General features: G+C 46.8%; 17 protein-coding genes. 1 reads left to right on the top strand and 16 read right to left on the bottom strand.

Annotated features, from left to right (window positions below; all coding sequences use genetic code 11):
- Window positions 1-34: 34 nt before the first annotated feature.
- The 8 genes from lpxA to ffh form a co-directional block, all read right to left on the bottom strand.
- The gene (gene lpxA / locus JWZ98_RS04285; protein ID WP_205453397.1) at window positions 35-808 is read right to left on the bottom strand and encodes an acyl-ACP--UDP-N-acetylglucosamine O-acyltransferase; all 774 of its coding nucleotides are present in this window, start codon (window positions 806-808) and stop codon (window positions 35-37) included.
- 2 nt (window positions 809-810) lie between these two features.
- Complete coding sequence (gene xerD / locus JWZ98_RS04280) at window positions 811-1,695, bottom strand: site-specific tyrosine recombinase XerD (RefSeq protein ID WP_205453396.1); 885 nt, start codon at window positions 1,693-1,695, stop codon at window positions 811-813.
- Window positions 1,692-2,198: an MGMT family protein gene (locus JWZ98_RS04275; RefSeq protein WP_205453395.1), complete on the bottom strand. Its 507-nt coding sequence runs from the start codon at window positions 2,196-2,198 to the stop codon at window positions 1,692-1,694. The genes xerD and JWZ98_RS04275 overlap by 4 nt, the downstream gene beginning before the upstream one ends.
- A gap of 97 nt (window positions 2,199-2,295) precedes the next feature.
- Window positions 2,296-2,643, bottom strand: coding sequence for a 50S ribosomal protein L19 (gene rplS, locus JWZ98_RS04270; protein ID WP_020484866.1), 348 nt, complete (start codon window positions 2,641-2,643; stop codon window positions 2,296-2,298).
- Between the two features lie 12 nt (window positions 2,644-2,655).
- Window positions 2,656-3,396 carry a tRNA (guanosine(37)-N1)-methyltransferase TrmD gene (gene trmD, locus JWZ98_RS04265; protein WP_205453394.1) on the bottom strand — a complete coding sequence of 247 codons (741 nt, stop codon included), beginning with the start codon at window positions 3,394-3,396 and terminating at the stop codon, window positions 2,656-2,658.
- 8 nt (window positions 3,397-3,404) lie between these two features.
- On the bottom strand, window positions 3,405-3,896 hold the full coding sequence (rimM, locus tag JWZ98_RS04260; protein WP_240348208.1) for a ribosome maturation factor RimM: 492 nt from the start codon (window positions 3,894-3,896) through the stop codon (window positions 3,405-3,407).
- Window positions 3,897-3,922: 26 nt separating this feature from the next.
- Window positions 3,923-4,174, bottom strand: a complete 252-nt coding sequence (gene rpsP / locus JWZ98_RS04255) for a 30S ribosomal protein S16 (protein WP_033157173.1) — start codon at window positions 4,172-4,174, stop codon at window positions 3,923-3,925.
- An 88-nt stretch (window positions 4,175-4,262) separates the two neighbouring features.
- A complete protein-coding gene (ffh, locus tag JWZ98_RS04250; RefSeq protein ID WP_205453392.1) occupies window positions 4,263-5,618 on the bottom strand; it encodes a signal recognition particle protein in 1,356 nt (451 codons plus the stop codon).
- A gap of 126 nt (window positions 5,619-5,744) precedes the next feature.
- On the opposite strand from ffh, the gene ccsA reads away from it, so the two are divergent.
- A complete protein-coding gene (ccsA, locus tag JWZ98_RS04245; RefSeq protein WP_205453391.1) occupies window positions 5,745-6,542 on the top strand; it encodes a cytochrome c biogenesis protein CcsA in 798 nt (265 codons plus the stop codon).
- Between the two features lie 43 nt (window positions 6,543-6,585).
- On the opposite strand, the gene JWZ98_RS04240 is transcribed toward ccsA, so the two are convergent.
- From JWZ98_RS04240 to JWZ98_RS04205, 8 genes are all read right to left on the bottom strand, one after another.
- A complete protein-coding gene (locus JWZ98_RS04240; protein WP_205453390.1) occupies window positions 6,586-9,078 on the bottom strand; it encodes a 6-hydroxymethylpterin diphosphokinase MptE-like protein in 2,493 nt (830 codons plus the stop codon).
- Window positions 9,079-9,184: 106 nt separating this feature from the next.
- Complete coding sequence (locus tag JWZ98_RS04235; RefSeq protein WP_033157177.1) at window positions 9,185-10,039, bottom strand: flagellin; 855 nt, start codon at window positions 10,037-10,039, stop codon at window positions 9,185-9,187.
- Between the two features lie 547 nt (window positions 10,040-10,586).
- Entirely contained in the window at window positions 10,587-10,919 is a 333-nt protein-coding gene (locus JWZ98_RS04230; protein ID WP_205453389.1) for a hypothetical protein, read from the bottom strand.
- Window positions 10,919-11,305, bottom strand: a complete 387-nt coding sequence (fliS, locus tag JWZ98_RS04225) for a flagellar export chaperone FliS (RefSeq protein ID WP_026602079.1) — start codon at window positions 11,303-11,305, stop codon at window positions 10,919-10,921. The genes JWZ98_RS04230 and fliS overlap by 1 nt, the downstream gene beginning before the upstream one ends.
- Window positions 11,306-11,320: 15 nt before the next feature.
- Window positions 11,321-12,718 (bottom strand): flagellar filament capping protein FliD, encoded by a 1,398-nt coding sequence (gene fliD / locus JWZ98_RS04220; RefSeq protein ID WP_033157179.1) that lies wholly within the window; start codon window positions 12,716-12,718, stop codon window positions 11,321-11,323.
- A 26-nt stretch (window positions 12,719-12,744) separates the two neighbouring features.
- Window positions 12,745-13,182: a flagellar protein FlaG gene (locus tag JWZ98_RS04215; RefSeq protein ID WP_033157180.1), complete on the bottom strand. Its 438-nt coding sequence runs from the start codon at window positions 13,180-13,182 to the stop codon at window positions 12,745-12,747.
- A 63-nt stretch (window positions 13,183-13,245) separates the two neighbouring features.
- Window positions 13,246-14,097: a flagellin domain-containing protein gene (locus JWZ98_RS04210; protein WP_020484854.1), complete on the bottom strand. Its 852-nt coding sequence runs from the start codon at window positions 14,095-14,097 to the stop codon at window positions 13,246-13,248.
- Between the two features lie 127 nt (window positions 14,098-14,224).
- On the bottom strand, window positions 14,225-15,277 hold the full coding sequence (locus JWZ98_RS04205; RefSeq protein WP_205453388.1) for a nucleotidyltransferase family protein: 1,053 nt from the start codon (window positions 15,275-15,277) through the stop codon (window positions 14,225-14,227).
- Window positions 15,278-15,279: the final 2 nt, after the last annotated feature.

Raw genomic sequence — 15,279 nt, 5'->3', positions numbered from 1 at the left:
TAAATTCCTACGGCATTGCCCCTGACTATTGAATTCAGTTGGTAACATCGATAAATCCGTGTAATCCACGCTTGGAATCGACCGCCAGCCAACGCCTTAAGTATTGCAGCTCTTCGGTAGATTGCAATTCTTCGAGGCTTTTTTTATTTTTCAACAATCTGAACGCGGCGGAAAGCACTTTGTAATTCTCACCTACTATACCGGCTCGCCGTAAGCCCACTATGTTGAGCCGATAATGTTTCGCGGGCCGGCCGCCTATCAGCATAAACGGAATCACATCCATGTTAATCCCCGTTGTGCCTTGCACGATGGCGTAAGCGCCGATCCGGCAAAATTGATGCACAACTACCGCCCCGCCCATAAACACGTTATGCCCCACCTCTACATGACCGCCAATCGCCACATTATTGGCAAAAATCGTTTTGTCACCAACCGCGCAATCATGGGCAACGTGGCTGTTGTTCATGAAATAGCAACCTGAACCGATCCTGGTAGCGCTGCCAGCTACTGTAGCCCTATGGGCGGTAAATCCTTCTCGAAACACGTTATTGTCCCCAATCTCTAACCACGACTCGGTTTGCGCATCAAACCCCAAATCTTGAGGTAAGCCGCCTAGCACAGCGTGCGGGTGTAACACATTACCGTCGCCCATTTTGACATGCGCATGCACTACGGCATGCGCACCTATTCGACTATTCGCGCCAATTACCGCACCCGCCTCTATCACCGCAAACGGGCCAACGCTGACGTTTTCTCCAAGCATGGCGCCGGTTTCGATAAAAGCGGTGGGATGAATCGATGCAGTCATGGTTAGCCTCTTGGATGATGTTGGGTATGTAATACTTTCAAACGCTGTTGGGCAATATGCGTATAAATTTGGGTAGTGGATAAATCCGAGTGGCCGAGCAGTAGCTGAACCACTCTAAGGTCAGCGCCATGATTCAATAAATGCGTGGCAAACGCATGACGTAGCGTATGCGGCGACAAATGTTTATCGATACCTGCCCGCACAGCATAGCGTTTGATAATGTGCCAAAAAGCCTGTCTGGTCATAGAAGTGCCCCGGGTGGTAACAAACAAATAGTCGCTTTGCCTATTCCCCAGGATTGCTTGTCTGGCAGTATTCAGATAACGTTCGGCCCAATCCATGGCTTCTTCACCAACCGGCACCAGGCGTTCCTTGTCGCCTTTGCCGACGATGCGCACACAACCTTGCCGAAAATTAATTTGGCTAAACTTGAGTTCGACTAACTCGGACACCCTCAGCCCTGTGGCGTAAAGCATTTCAAGCATCGTTCTATCTCTAAAACCCAACTTGTCGGTAACTTCCGGAGCATTTAACAACAATTCGACGTCGGTTTCTGACAATGAATCCGGCAACGTGCGGCCAAGCTGTGGCGAGTCTATTAATTGGGTAGGATCGATATTAATCTTACCTTCGCGCAGCAAATAACCGTAAAAGCGCCGCAAACAAGAGACAATTCTGGCCGACGAACGGCTGGTTATACCTTGTTGCTGTCTGTTAGCCAAAAAACTTTTGATCGTCGTGTCGTCAACAGCGGTTATATCCTTATCCTTCAGCCACTTCGCAAACAATTTAAGATCGCTGCCGTAAGCCGATAGCGTATTGTCGCTTAATCCAAATTCCAACCACAATGCGTTTAAGAATGCCTCTATGGTCTGCGCCGAATTCATTCCCTGTCCAATCCCAAACCACGCTCGTACTCGAGTAAACGGTGTTTAAGCGCCACAAACTCGCCGTCGCCCTGCCCCATAAAACCGCCGATGCCACGCTTTGCCACCACCCGATGACACGGGATAATCCCGGCATAAGGGTTATTTCGGCAAGCCCCCGCTATTGCTCTAGGTCCTGAACCCAGCGTTTCCGCCAACCCCGAGTATGTTTCCACTTGCCCGACAGGAATAGCCAATAACGCACTCCAAACCGTATTAGCGTACACGCTACCCTGGCTTAGCAAGGTAACATGCAGTTCGGTTTGCATCGGGTTTAACAGATAACTTTGCACACTAACAGCCTGTGGTGACAAAGTCTTAGTTAACTCTCCGCCAACGTGCCAAGATGCATCCGTAATGATTTCACCGGCCATGGTTAATATCAATTCCGCATTGAGTAGTGGCACGGCGAGCAGGGACTCTTCACCATCCGCAACATTTTGCCAAACGATATGTAAAGGCATCACATCTCTCTTTTGCTATCGGCAAAAAAAAAGGCAGCTGAGCAGGCCGCCTTTTCTCATTACCTGATTCGCTATAAACGAACCAGATTGCAGCGTATTAAGAAAGTTTCTCTTTGATACGTGCGGCTTTACCAGCCAAATCGCGCAGATAATAAAGTTTAGCGCGACGAACGTCACCGCGACGTTTTACTTCGATACTGCCAACTGATGGACTGTGAGTTTGGAAAACACGCTCAACACCCACGCCATGCGAAATTTTTCTGACAGTAAATGCTGAATTCAAACCGCGATTACGTTTTGCAATCACAATGCCTTCAAAAGCCTGTAACCTTTCCCGCGTGCCTTCAGTTACTCTAACTTGCACCACGACAGTGTCGCCAGGTCCGAATTCCGGTACATCTTTTTTCAGCTGTTCAGCTTCCAATTCTTCAATAATTTTACTCATAACCACACCCTATTAAACAACTTCAGTTCTAAATTCTTTCAACAAAGCATCCTGCTCTGCGCTTAATGTTACTTTTTCAAGCATATCCGGCCGCCTCGACCAAGTCCGTCCCAAAGCTTGTTTCATCCTCCACCGCTTGATGTCGGCGTGATTCCCGCCGAGCAACACATCAGGGACGTCACCAATATCGCTATGCTCGGGTCGCGTATAATGCGGGCAATCCAACAGTCCATCAAAATGCGAATCTTGTTTAGCAGATTCATCGTCACCAAGTACGCCAGGAATTAACCTGGTAACCGCGTCGATTACTATCAAGGCTGCCAGCTCGCCACCGCTGATGACATAATCGCCCAGCGACCACTCTTCGTCGCAAGCATGCTGGATAAAACGCTCGTCTATACCTTCATAACGACCGGATACGAGGATCAATTGATCGTAGCGACTCGCATCCAGCAACAACTCTTGACTAAGCAAACGCCCCTGCGGACTCAAGCAAATTACTTTGCGGTTAACCAAGACATTATGCTGTTTGGCTGCATCCACTGCGTCGAGCAAAGGTTGGCATTTCATCACCATGCCCGGCCCGCCACCATAAGGTCTATCATCGACGGTCCGGTGTTTATCGAGCGTGTAATCGCGGGGATTCCAAACCGACAAACCGACCAAGCCTCGTTCAATCGCCCTGCCGGTTACTCCGTAACTAGCGGCATCGGATATCATCTCAGGGAAGAGACTGATAACATCAAAACGCATGCCTTTAGTTAAAAGTCCGGATCCCAATCGACGAGAATCAAGCCTTCGTCAAGATCAATTTTTAAAACAGTACTGTGCTGCAAAAACGGAATCAGACGTTCTAACTCCCCGTCAACTACGACCAAAACATCGTTAGCACCGGTTTCCAACAAATGATCAACTTTACCTAATTGGCAACCCTCTAGATTGCGTACTTCCAGCCCAATCAGATCCGCCCAATAATATTCGCCATCGCTCGCTTTGGGTAATTGTTGCTTGCGAATCAAAATATCCGCGCCAATCAACCCTGCTGCGACATCTCTGTCAGTAATATCTTGCAACTCTGCGACGACCAAACTGCCTTGCCGCCGACCTCCAAGCAATTTAACTTCGTGGAAGTGGCTATTTTTTCGCAGAATCCATGGGGAATACTGCAATATGTTTTCACGGGGATCGGTGAAGGAATAGACTTTTACCCATCCTTTTACACCAAAAACGCCGGACACTTGGCCGACGTTCAAAAAATCCCCTTCTGACAAAGCTAAAATTAAGCAGCTGCTTTATCGGCGTCTTTAATCAATCTAGCGACGCGGTCAGTTGGTTGGGCGCCATTGGCTTTCCAATATTGGACGCGTTCGCTATCCAAAACCAATCTTTGCTCACCACCGCGAGCCAACGGATTAAAGAAACCTACGCGCTCGATATAACGACCATCACGACTGCTTCTGCTGTCGGTAACAACAACATGATAGAAAGGACGATTCTTAGCGCCGCCTCTGGACAAACGAATGCTTACCATTTGGATACCTTAAATAACATTGAATCAAAAAACTTAATCAAACTATTCTACGCGATTTTTACAATAAGTGAAGGACAAATTACGACAATCACATTCTCATGCCGCGCATATTGCTCTTCAAGCCGCGCATCATGTTGGCAATATTACCCTTGCTGAATTTTTTCATCATCTTTTCCATCATTTGATGCTGCTTCAACACACGATTTACAGCCTGCAAGTCCAAGCCGCAACCATCGGCGATACGCTGCTTCCGACCGCCTTTAATTAGATCAGGAAAACGCCGTTCTTGCTTAGTCATTGAGTTGATTACGGCAATCTGATGCGCCAGATCCTTGTCATTGACTTTATCCTTAATGTCTTTAGGCACGCCACTCATACCCGGCAGCTTATCCATCATAGCGCCAAGCCCGCCCATATTCTGCATTTGTTCAAGCTGCTCTTTGAGGTCGTTCAAATCGAAGCTTTTGCCTTTTTGCAGCTTTTTGGCTAATTGCTCGGCCTTTTTTTTGTCGACATTTTGCTCGATATTCTCAATCAGCGACAACATATCGCCCATACCGAGAATACGCGAAGCCAACCGATCAGGATAGAAAGGCTCTAAGGCATCGGTTTTTTCGCCGACACCGATAAACTTAATCGGCTTGCCGGTTATATGCCGAATGGAAAGCGCCGCTCCGCCACGCGCGTCGCCGTCGGCCTTGGTCAGAATGACACCGGTCAATGGCAAGGCATCATGAAAAGCCTTGGCAGTGTTTGCAGCATCTTGACCGGTCATGCTATCAACCACAAATAAGGTCTCAATCGGCTTGATTGCGGCGTGCAAAGCTTTGATCTCTGCCATCATCTCGTCATCGACATGCAAACGTCCGGCGGTGTCGACAATTACCACATCTAAAAATTGGCGCTTTGCTGCATCTATAGCCCTGTTGACAATATCGACAGGATTTTCGCTGACATCGCTTTCGAAAAACTTTAATCCAACATCGGCGGCCAACGTCTCCAATTGCTTAATCGCGGCAGGACGATAAACGTCAACACTAACCACCCCGACTTTTTTCTTTTTCTTTTCTTTTAGATGGCGACCTAATTTTGCCACCGTAGTCGTTTTACCCGCGCCCTGAAGACCTGCCATCAATACGATTGCCGGCGGATTGGTACGCAGATTCAGCTCTTCGTTCGCAGAACCCATCACCTTGACCAGCTCGGACTGCACCACTTTGATCATTGCCTGCCCAGGCGTCAAACTGGTTTGCACTTCCTGACCCAACGCGCGCTGAGTAACTTGATCGATAAAATCGGTCACCACCGTCAAAGCAACATCGGCTTCCAGCAAAGCCATTCTTACTTCGCGCATGGTGTCCTGGATATTGCTCTCGGTCAGACGACCTTGGCCTTTAATTTTTTTTAGTGTGCCACTGAGGCGATCAGATAAATTATCAAACATAGCTGCGTCTTTATTTTTCTAGGGTTCCGGCGGATGTCTGCCAACACAAACGGATTACAACAATTGGTCTGCTTAGTTTAACATAACCGTATCGCAACACCTTTTGATTATTCCCCTGCCATCGCCATGTACACCACACCCGCCGGCCTATTTTCGATATTAAGCTATGCGATTGCCGCAACATTGATCGTTAAAGAAATTTTTGGCGCCAAACAGCACCGGCTATCCATGCAACTGGCTTGGCTTGGCGCAGGCTTGCATTGCGCCTACACCATCTTAAACGTACAAAACCATGACGGATTCAACTTCAGTTTTTTCAGTACCGCATCGCTGGCAGGCTTGGTTATTTGCCTTCTGCTGTTAATTGCCTCGCTGGACAAACCTGTGGCAAAACTGGGCGTGTTGATTTTTCCAGTCGCTGCAGCCATGCTGGCTTTAGATATTCATTACCCAGCTACGCCACGCCTAATTGTGAACCACAATTGGCAGATGAGCACTCACATACTGACATCGATATTGGCATTCAGCCTATTAAATATCGCCGCCTTACAAGCCATTTTATTGGCCGTTCAGGATCAACAATTGCGCCATCGCCACCCCAAACGCTTTATGTTGGCTTTACCACCCTTGCAAGCCATGGAATCACTGTTGTTTCAAATGATTGCAACGGGATTACTGTTTTTGACCGCATCCTTAGTCACCGGCTTCTTTTTCGTAGAGGATTTATTTGCGCAGCATTTGGTTCATAAAACCGTACTATCGATACTGGCCTGGATAATTTTTTCCGCACTACTGTTCGGCAGGATTCGCTATGGCTGGCGTGGGCAAAGCGCAATTCAGTGGACCCTCATAGGCTTTACTTCATTACTATTAGCCTATTTCGGCAGTAAATTGGTTTTGGAATTGATATTGAAAAAAGTTTGACCCTTTAAAAATAGCCCGAGACCACGCAGCACCACATTCGCAGTTAAAATCCAGCGGAAACCAACGCAGCCTTCATGGTGAGAGCAACTTCCAGATCAGGTTTTTGAGCCAAAATATAATCCAGCATCATGATAGCCGCATCATAGATTCCTTGCTCCGTATACAAGTTAGCCAATTTTATTTGCGCCAACGTATCGCTGGGGAATTGGCCGATGTAATTATTGTAGGCGTCTATAGCGACCATCACATCGCCATGCAGCCTTTGCATTTCCGCATATAAGGGTAAGTAGACGGGATTCAATTGCGACAAACACTGTAACGCTAAATTGGCGGTATGAGCGTCATCGCTGTCGATACCGATATCCGCAATTCTTATCAGAGCCTGCTCTACCAACACACCACCACCGTCAACAATTTGTCGATATGCATCCAGCGCCTGGGCCGATGCGTGTTGCAATTCGGCCAAGTAACCAGTAATCAAATGGCGATACGGCTCAACCGCCTGCTGATCCTGATGCTTACTCAGACTAATCAGCAAATCACTCAATTCTTCGATTTTTTTATGCTTGAATAACAAGCCCGCCCTTTGCTTTAGACTTGAAAGATTTCCCTGGCTTTTGGCCTTCGCAAAATGCCGAGTATGTTTATCATGAACAATATCTAAGAAGCGTTTTTCAAAATCGGCAAATTGAGCCCGAACATCTACCGGCACCTCAGCAGCAGCCTTCCATAATCTTACGCGCCCAAAACTTCTGTCTTTTCGATATTGCTCGATTACTAAACCAAAATTAGGTATATCCGCATATTCCTGCTGCCTGGCTTGAACTCTTTCAAGAGCATCATCCAACAAACACATCAATTTCGCCGCACCTTCCCGGTAAGCATCGTAGAAAACATTGCCAAGTTGCTTGGCTTCTTCAGCACTCCACGCCTCATCGTTAAATGCCTTCGTCAACTTTATAAAACTTCTGATACCAAAGCTTTTTACCAACTTGCTGTAATGTCTATGTTCTCGCTTAAACTTCTTCTCGATCTGATCCAGTCTTTTTTTATCCTTATAGTTTCCAATGACCCCATCGGCACTATACATCTCGTCGTTGATACGGCGCGCATTCTCCGCCAGACGGGCAATTCCTTTGATCTGAAATTGGGCGCGCCCCAACTCATCAAGAATTTGTTTGTGATATTTACTATGTTCAGCAGATTCGCTAACGCGCTCGGCTACGATTTCAGCCACATTAATGGAGCCACCCCCAAATTCAATTTCGGATATGGGTAAATACTCGATATTTTCGACTTTGGCAGAACCACCGGAAATATTGAAAATCCGACATCCCATGCCAGACAACTGTTTCGCCTGAAAACCCAGCGAGAGAATAGCCTGTGAAAAGTCGCAACTAGTAGGCGCCATAAATCCGGCATTTGTCTCTACTTGCAACGATGTCAAATTAAAGCGTGGCCCGGCCAGTTGCTCGTCGCTACCGGTGGCGTGAGTGAAGCCTTCCCTGGTGAAGCATAAGTCTACGCCGGCGAGCACCATTCTTTTGAAGCCAAAATGATACGCCACACTCAGCGCAGTATTGGTCACGGTCGGACCCGCACTGCCAATATTCGCTACATTCAGTGGCGACGGCCAAGGCAGTCGCGGACCAAGATAGAACCCAAGACCATGCCATTGGTTAACTAAAGTTGGGACAGTGTGGTAGGAATAGACAAAAATCGGTTTGCTGCTGAACTCGAGCATTTCCTTGCTGATATCAAAGCTCAGATCAGTCGGATCCACCGAAAACACAAAATCCGGCTCGATATTGGCTTGTAATAACTGGCGAGAAATTCTGGAAACCGCAAAAACCACAACGTCGTTCCGATGCGATCTGAGCCATGGTAAAACCTCATCAAGCGAGGGACCACCCGCCAAAATTAATACTGTCTTATCGACAAAGGCCTTTTCCAGCACTTTTGCCGGCCGTTGGTTATCGGCTAGGTTAATAATCTGTCTGGCAATAAACGCCTCACTACCCAGCTCGACACTAATTTGCCAATGCAGTTGCGATAGAACTTCCGTGATATGCCAACTTAGCTCTGCATACTCCTCTATATAATCGTCTTGCGCACAAATTGCATTGTAGGAGCGTACTGCGTTGATATACAAATAGTCGTTTATTTTGAAATTTTTAATAGCCTCCGGCCATTGCTCCAAACCAACACACAGAATCTTCTCATCCAAGCCATCAAGCAATTGGTTTTGCTTTAAAGCCTGTAAAACGCCTTCCGGCTCAATGAAGAGGTAGCGCGTACCCTTTGGTAAAAACTTGCTTTGCAAGTATTTTGGCAATAACCCTGAATCCGTGCCGATAACCACATTAAGCGTATCTTCGGCAAACAGATCCTTACCAAACTTCGCGTCAAACAATACTCCAGCACTCACTCTATCGAAGCTGTTTCTATTCAGGTTGAAAAAATATTTTTCACCAAAATTATTTACGCTTATTGGCCCTAAGTCATATTGTCTCACCTGATCAAGTTCATCATCCATTTGCTACTTCTTGATTAAAGTTTACGGAATCTCACTAGCGATGTATCAGCTTAGCATTCCTTTATTCAAATACACCGTGAATTCAGACTAAATACTGCGGCTACTTTTATTTCAATAGCTGCAATACACCTTGGGTTACCTGATTAGCCTGAGCCAACATTGCCGTACCGGCCTGCTGCAGAATCTGACTGCGGCTTAAATTCGCAGTTTCGGCAGCGAAATCGGCGTCCATGATCCGCGAACGTGCAGAGCTTTGATTTTCAATAGAAGATTGCAGATTCGATATAGTGGTGGAAAACCGATTTTGAATTGCACCTAAATTCGAACGAAATGTATCGATTCTTCTGATTGCCGTGTCAATAGCGTTGATTGCTGAGCGCACATTTCCCGAGGTAGCCGCTGATCCAATTGAATGCTTGTTTCCAAAAAGCGCGCTTAAACTTGTCACAGCCAGCAAATCGGATACGGTAACCGATATTTGATTGTCTGCCGCCGTGTTAGCGCCAATTTGAAAGTTCGCATTCTTTAAAGAACCGTTTAGAATTTTTTTGCCGTTGAATTCGGTATTTTGAATAATCCTTTTAACCTCTGCACCCAATTGCTTAAATTCGGTATGAAGCTTTTGCCTATCTTCACCGCTAACAGCCGCTCTGTTGGCCGCCTGAATTGCTAAATCCCTCATCCTTTGCAACGTTTCAGTGATTGTACCCATCCCAGCTTCCGCAGTTTGCGCCATGGAGATACCGTCGTTGGCATTGCGCATAGCAACAGTCATACCGCGAATTTGCGATGTCATCCGGTCGGCAATCGCCAAACCGGCGGCATCGTCTTTAGCACTGTTGACTCTGAGACCTGATGATAAGCGCTCCATAGACATTTGCAGGCTATCGTTAGTCCGCGTCAGAAACTTCTGACTATTCAATGACGCGATGTTTGTATTGATGACCATTGATGATGGCATGATCGTTCTCCCGGTTGATACTAAATGGAATAGGCATTATTGCCGCCACTAAACATCAATCACTTTTCATGCCAATGTATAAAAATCCCTTTTAAATTCAATAATTAAAAAAATAATACGCTATTAGCATCATCAAGAACGGCTAAAACACACCCGATCAAAGGCCGTTTCGCCAATTAAACAGCCTTAAGCCAATTAGAACGACATTTTTTTGACTCGCCCCTCCGAAATACCTTACCTAGAAGAACCACATACCAAATACCCCCAATAAAAACAAAAAAATTGAATTAAATCAACAATATACACAAGAATCACATAACTTGAGGATCGCTATTTCAATATACGAAAGGATTACAAAAACGTCGAAGAGCGCTGCAAGCTGAAATCAGGCAAACAATTGAGAACCTTAGAAGAACACACAGAGGAGCGGCATTTCATTGCCGCCAGAACAACAATCAAGAAATTAAGGGGTATATCGATACACTGAACAGCGTGTTGGAACGGGATGAACCCGGGGAAAAACGGGGATAAGTCTGAATCAGATGACTTAGTAACTGTTATAAGCCTGCATTGCCTTGCGGCCGCGATCCAAGACCGCTTGCTGAGCAGCCGAGAGCGACTTTTGCTCTTCGATATAAGAAATAAAAACCGCATCCTGCTCAAGCATCGACTGAGCTACTTGCTTGACAAGTAGTTTTTTATGCTCGGGCAAGCACGCCACGCCCGCAAAAAACTGTTCTAAACAAACTTGCCTTTTATCCAAAATATCAGCCAGACCCGCCCATTCCGCCTTTAGTATGCACTCTTGGATATTGTCGGCAAAACCTTGTAATTGTTGCTGCCACTCCAAGAAATTAGGATCCGGGAAATCAAGAGACATCAGGCAATCGCATCCCAGGCTTCTTTGACGTCTTTCATCAATACAGTTACCTCGTTTAATATGTCCTCGCTGTTTTCACTGCTTGCCTGTAACAGCCGAAAGTTGATGTAATCGTACAATTGGCGAAGATTGACGGCAATTTCGCCACCCTGCTCTAGGTCAAGCACCTCGTTCAGACCACCAACTATGCCAATTGCCTTGGATATATAGATACTTTTCGCTTCCATATCCCCGTGAGTAATTGCACCTTTAGCAGAATTGATTCGAGCCAAGAACCCTTCCATCAACATTTGAATCAGCCGATGGGGAGATTCCTCGCCAAAATTGCTGGAGGTATGGACCTCTGCGTATTGTCTAGCGCCTTTTCTATGAGCATCAACGTACATGGGAAAACCTCTTCATTACAATTTGCTGATCCAGTTACTTAGAAAAGAACCGGTTGATTTAAATTTACCTACATTGACGTCCATGGCTGTGAATTGTTTTTGCAAAGTCTTTTGCAAATTATCCAGCCTAACCTGCACGTCGGCTTTACGGCTATCCAATGCTGACAATTGTTTTTTCAGCGATGTTTGCTGACTATCCAACGGCCCACCCGATTGCAATACGTTATCCAATTTTGAATAAAGCCGGGTCGCTACGCCATCAGACGACGAAAACACGTCACTTACAGATTGTAAACTGGCACTCAATGCGGTGTTAAGCTGCGTGCTATCCAATGACATCACGCCATCTTTATCTATTTTTATGCCGATCATGGCTAGCGAGTTATAGTTGCCCGTTGCTGAAGAAACCGGATTTGCCGAATCCTGCCTGACTTGAGAAGTCACGTAACGCAGGGTAGCATCGCCGATTAACGCACCATTTCCGGAACTACTACCGCCAGTACCTCCACCATATTTGCCCAAATCTTTGGAAGTGGTATGTAACTTGTTGTACGCAGTGACGAAACTTGTCAGCGTTTTATTGACAGCCTCATTGTCCAAACTAACATCGACGTTTACTTTGGTACCCACTTGAGCAGATTTCAAATCTAAGGTCAGACCTTGGATGACATCGGTTATGGAATTGGTGCTTCGTGTCGCGGTTTGACCATCGACTTTGATAATAGCGTCGGTAGCCGTTGTCTGAGCGCTCAAATTAGAAGAAAAAATTTGTGACAATCCTGACGTATCGGCGTTGTTACCATCGTCATCGGTACCCGTCACAGTAAATGCGTTGGCGAGTCCTGAATTTTTGGCTGTGAGGACTAACTTGGAAATCGTGCCGGTGCCGGTCGAGTTGTCGACGTTAACGATACTTGCGGTAACGGAGGTATTGCCGGAAGCGTTGTTGATAGCGTCCCTGATTCCCAGCAACGTGTTATTGCCCGAAGCAACCGTCACATTGAACGAAGCTCCGGCGGTGGTTGCGATAGTCAAAGATCCAGTCCCAACGGTGGCAGCCGAGTTGGCAAACTCCCCCGAAATAGATTTTTGCGCCTTCGCCAACTGAGTAACTTCGACGGCATAAGACCCGGCCACGGATCCTGCACCCGCCGCGACTTTTAGGATAGATTCGTCGGCAGACGCGGCTTTATGCGTTTTAAACAGATTCCCATCTTTAAGTTTGCTTACGACCGTCTGGAAATCGGACAACGCGCTTTTCAAGGTCCCCAACCCACTCAAGCGCGTATTCGTTGTGTCTTGTTGCCGCTGTATCGCATTCAGTGCCGGCTGACCTTCAGCTGTCACCAATTGCGACACGAGGGTGCCAATATCGATACCGCTACCAATACCCGTCGACGAAACTATGCTCATGACACTCTCCTCATCCGACTAACTTACTAAGCACGATCCTGAATCATAGAGCCTTGTTGGCCATCTAACTCCTGCATTCTTCTGATAAACGCCAGCATTTCTTCGGACGGAATTTGCCGCACGACATCACCCGTTTCACTATCAACGACTTTCACCACTAATTCCTTGGTTGAATCATCTACTTTGAATTGGAGATTACGGTTAACCGATTGGAGCAACGAATTCCCTTTATCCGCCGCTTTTTTTACCGAATCGAAAGAAGGTTTGGCCTCATTCTGTTTGTCCTGATCTTGATTAGAAACTGAAGAGGACACAGTCGAGTCATTTTGCAACGCGGAAATACCAGGGTTACGCTTGTCAGCCTCGACCCTGGCTCCCGCAAATGATTTTTCATCCGTTTGCTTATCAGCTTTAGCAACAGTCACGGGAGATAGCTTTAACACATTTGAAATCTCACTGTTCATGACATTCACCTTATGCTTTTCGTATTAAACGGGAGGTTACGGTCCGCAACCCCCCAATCAAAACTACCTTAGCAAACTCAACACGGATTGACCGGACTGATTAGCCTGAGCCAGCATCGCTGTACCGGCTTGTTGCAATATTTGCGTTTTGCTCAAATTGGATGTCTCTGTGGCAAAATCGGCATCCAAGATACGGGATCTGGCGGCGCTTTGGTTTTCTATCGAAGACTGCAGATTGGCTACAGTAGTAGTGAACCTGTTTTGAATAGCACCCAAAGTTGACCTGAAAGTATCGATCTTTTTGATCGCACTATCAATAGCTGAAATTGCCGATCTCACTTTGGCGGAAGCCGCACCCGAGCCGATCGAATATCCCGCAGCGCCAAACAAGGCACTAAGACTGTTAACTTTTTCCAAGTTAGAAACAGTAACAGAGACTTGGTTGTCTGTCGTGGTATTGGCACCCACTTGGAAGTTAGCACCCGCCAATGAGCCATTCAAGATTTTTTTACCGTTAAATTCGGTATTCTGAATAATCCTTTTAATCTCAAGGCCCAGTTGTTTAAATTCGGTTTGAAGTTTGTCCCGGTCGGAACCACTCACCGCAGCCCTGTTGGCCGCTTGAACCGCAAGGTCACGCATACGTTGCAATGTATCGGTAATAGCTCCCATCCCGGATTCAGCTGTTTGCGCCATCGAAATGCCGTCGTTGGCGTTTCTCACTGCTACGGTCATACCGCGAATTTGCGATGTCATTTTATCGCTGATGGCTAAACCTGCCGCGTCGTCTTTTGCAGAGTTAATCCGCAAACCCGAAGACAAACGCTCCATTGATGTCGCCAGTGAATCGTTGGTTTTATTTAAAAAACGTTGACTGTTCAACGAATTGACGTTTGTGTTGATTACCATTGCCATGATGTTACCCTCCAAATTTCGAGAACGTTCAGCGCTTCGAAGATTTTGTGTTGTGTTGAATTAAAAAGATTTGTTTCAAACTCGAATGATGTATCGGCCCGAATTTGGAGAACTTTAACCCTCTCATTCAGAAATACTTGGCGAATTCGCCCTGTGCCCTTAGAAAATCGGCTTCGCGTCCTATGTCCAACCAATAGTCATTGACCGGAAACATAGAGACTATCTCGCCTGCAGCCACTTGCTGGTTTAATAAGGTCGGCATATCCAGCTTTTTCTGGGCTGAGATGCTATTAATCAAACTGTGATCCAGCACATAAATTCCCGCGTTGGCCAAGCAGCTTTGCAAGGGTTTTTCTTCAATCCCCACCACTCTTTGCTGCTCCAATCTCACGACACCGTAAGGAATTTGGTACTCGTATTGGCGCACACACAAGGTAGCAATCGCTTGCTGTTCGTTGTGATAGGCCAACAATCTGGAAAAGTCGATCTGGGTCAGAATATCGCCATTCATCACAATCAACGGCACATCCGGCAAATTGTCCGGCATTAAACCGATTGCGCCGGCAGTCCCCATCGGTTCGGTCTCATCAATATAGTCGATCTTAATTCCCCAACGTCCGCCATCTCCAAAGTAGTCTTTGATTTGCTGCGCTCGGTAATGCACGGCTATATAAAACTGTCGAAACCCTGACTTAACGAAATTCTCGATGATGGTTTCCAAAATGGGCTTGCCGCCGATTTCTAACAGCGGCTTGGGGCATTCGTCCGTATAGGGCCGCAAACGGGTACCGAATCCACCCGCCATCAAAAACACCGGATTGGGGAATGCCGGCTGCTTATACAGCGCCTGCAACGACTCCAGCCGCACCACCCTGCCTTGTTCATCGACAACCGGCAATTGGTAGAGATGATGACCCTCCATCATGGCAATCAACTGGGTCTTACTGTCATTTAAAGCGGCAACTTTCGGCCGCTTATTCATCACCTCGAAAACCGGATGTTCCAGGGATAAGCCGCGAATCAAGGCGCGACGAATATCGCCATCCGTCACCACACCCAGCAGTTTTTCTTGGTCGTCCACGACCAAAGCAATCTGCAATGCGGCGCGATCAATCACCTCGATGGTCGCTCGCAACGCCGCTTCCGGACGAATCAATACCTGCTGCCAATGCTGTTTCATTT

The sequence above is a fragment of the Methylomonas sp. EFPC1 genome (assembly GCF_016925515.1).
Taxonomy (GTDB): domain Bacteria; phylum Pseudomonadota; class Gammaproteobacteria; order Methylococcales; family Methylomonadaceae; genus Methylomonas; species Methylomonas defluvii.
The sequence above is the reverse complement of the archived record's forward strand: the minus strand, read 5'-3'. Positions and strand labels throughout refer to the sequence as shown.

Coding starts and splice junctions, on each gene's coding strand:
- lpxA (WP_205453397.1), bottom strand. CDS start 808: ATGACTGCATCGATTCATCCCACCGCTTTTATCGAAACCGGCGCCATG.
- xerD (WP_205453396.1), bottom strand. CDS start 1,695: ATGAATTCGGCGCAGACCATAGAGGCATTCTTAAACGCATTGTGGTTG.
- JWZ98_RS04275 (WP_205453395.1), bottom strand. CDS start 2,198: ATGCCTTTACATATCGTTTGGCAAAATGTTGCGGATGGTGAAGAGTCC.
- rplS (WP_020484866.1), bottom strand. CDS start 2,643: ATGAGTAAAATTATTGAAGAATTGGAAGCTGAACAGCTGAAAAAAGAT.
- trmD (WP_205453394.1), bottom strand. CDS start 3,396: ATGCGTTTTGATGTTATCAGTCTCTTCCCTGAGATGATATCCGATGCC.
- rpsP (WP_033157173.1), bottom strand. CDS start 4,174: ATGGTAAGCATTCGTTTGTCCAGAGGCGGCGCTAAGAATCGTCCTTTC.
- ffh (WP_205453392.1), bottom strand. CDS start 5,618: ATGTTTGATAATTTATCTGATCGCCTCAGTGGCACACTAAAAAAAATT.
- ccsA (WP_205453391.1), top strand. CDS start 5,745: ATGTACACCACACCCGCCGGCCTATTTTCGATATTAAGCTATGCGATT.
- JWZ98_RS04240 (WP_205453390.1), bottom strand. CDS start 9,078: ATGGATGATGAACTTGATCAGGTGAGACAATATGACTTAGGGCCAATA.
- JWZ98_RS04235 (WP_033157177.1), bottom strand. CDS start 10,039: ATGCCATCATCAATGGTCATCAATACAAACATCGCGTCATTGAATAGT.
- JWZ98_RS04230 (WP_205453389.1), bottom strand. CDS start 10,919: ATGTCTCTTGATTTCCCGGATCCTAATTTCTTGGAGTGGCAGCAACAA.
- fliS (WP_026602079.1), bottom strand. CDS start 11,305: ATGTACGTTGATGCTCATAGAAAAGGCGCTAGACAATACGCAGAGGTC.
- fliD (WP_033157179.1), bottom strand. CDS start 12,718: ATGAGCATAGTTTCGTCGACGGGTATTGGTAGCGGTATCGATATTGGC.
- JWZ98_RS04215 (WP_033157180.1), bottom strand. CDS start 13,182: ATGAACAGTGAGATTTCAAATGTGTTAAAGCTATCTCCCGTGACTGTT.
- JWZ98_RS04210 (WP_020484854.1), bottom strand. CDS start 14,097: ATGGCAATGGTAATCAACACAAACGTCAATTCGTTGAACAGTCAACGT.
- JWZ98_RS04205 (WP_205453388.1), bottom strand. CDS start 15,277: ATGAAACAGCATTGGCAGCAGGTATTGATTCGTCCGGAAGCGGCGTTG.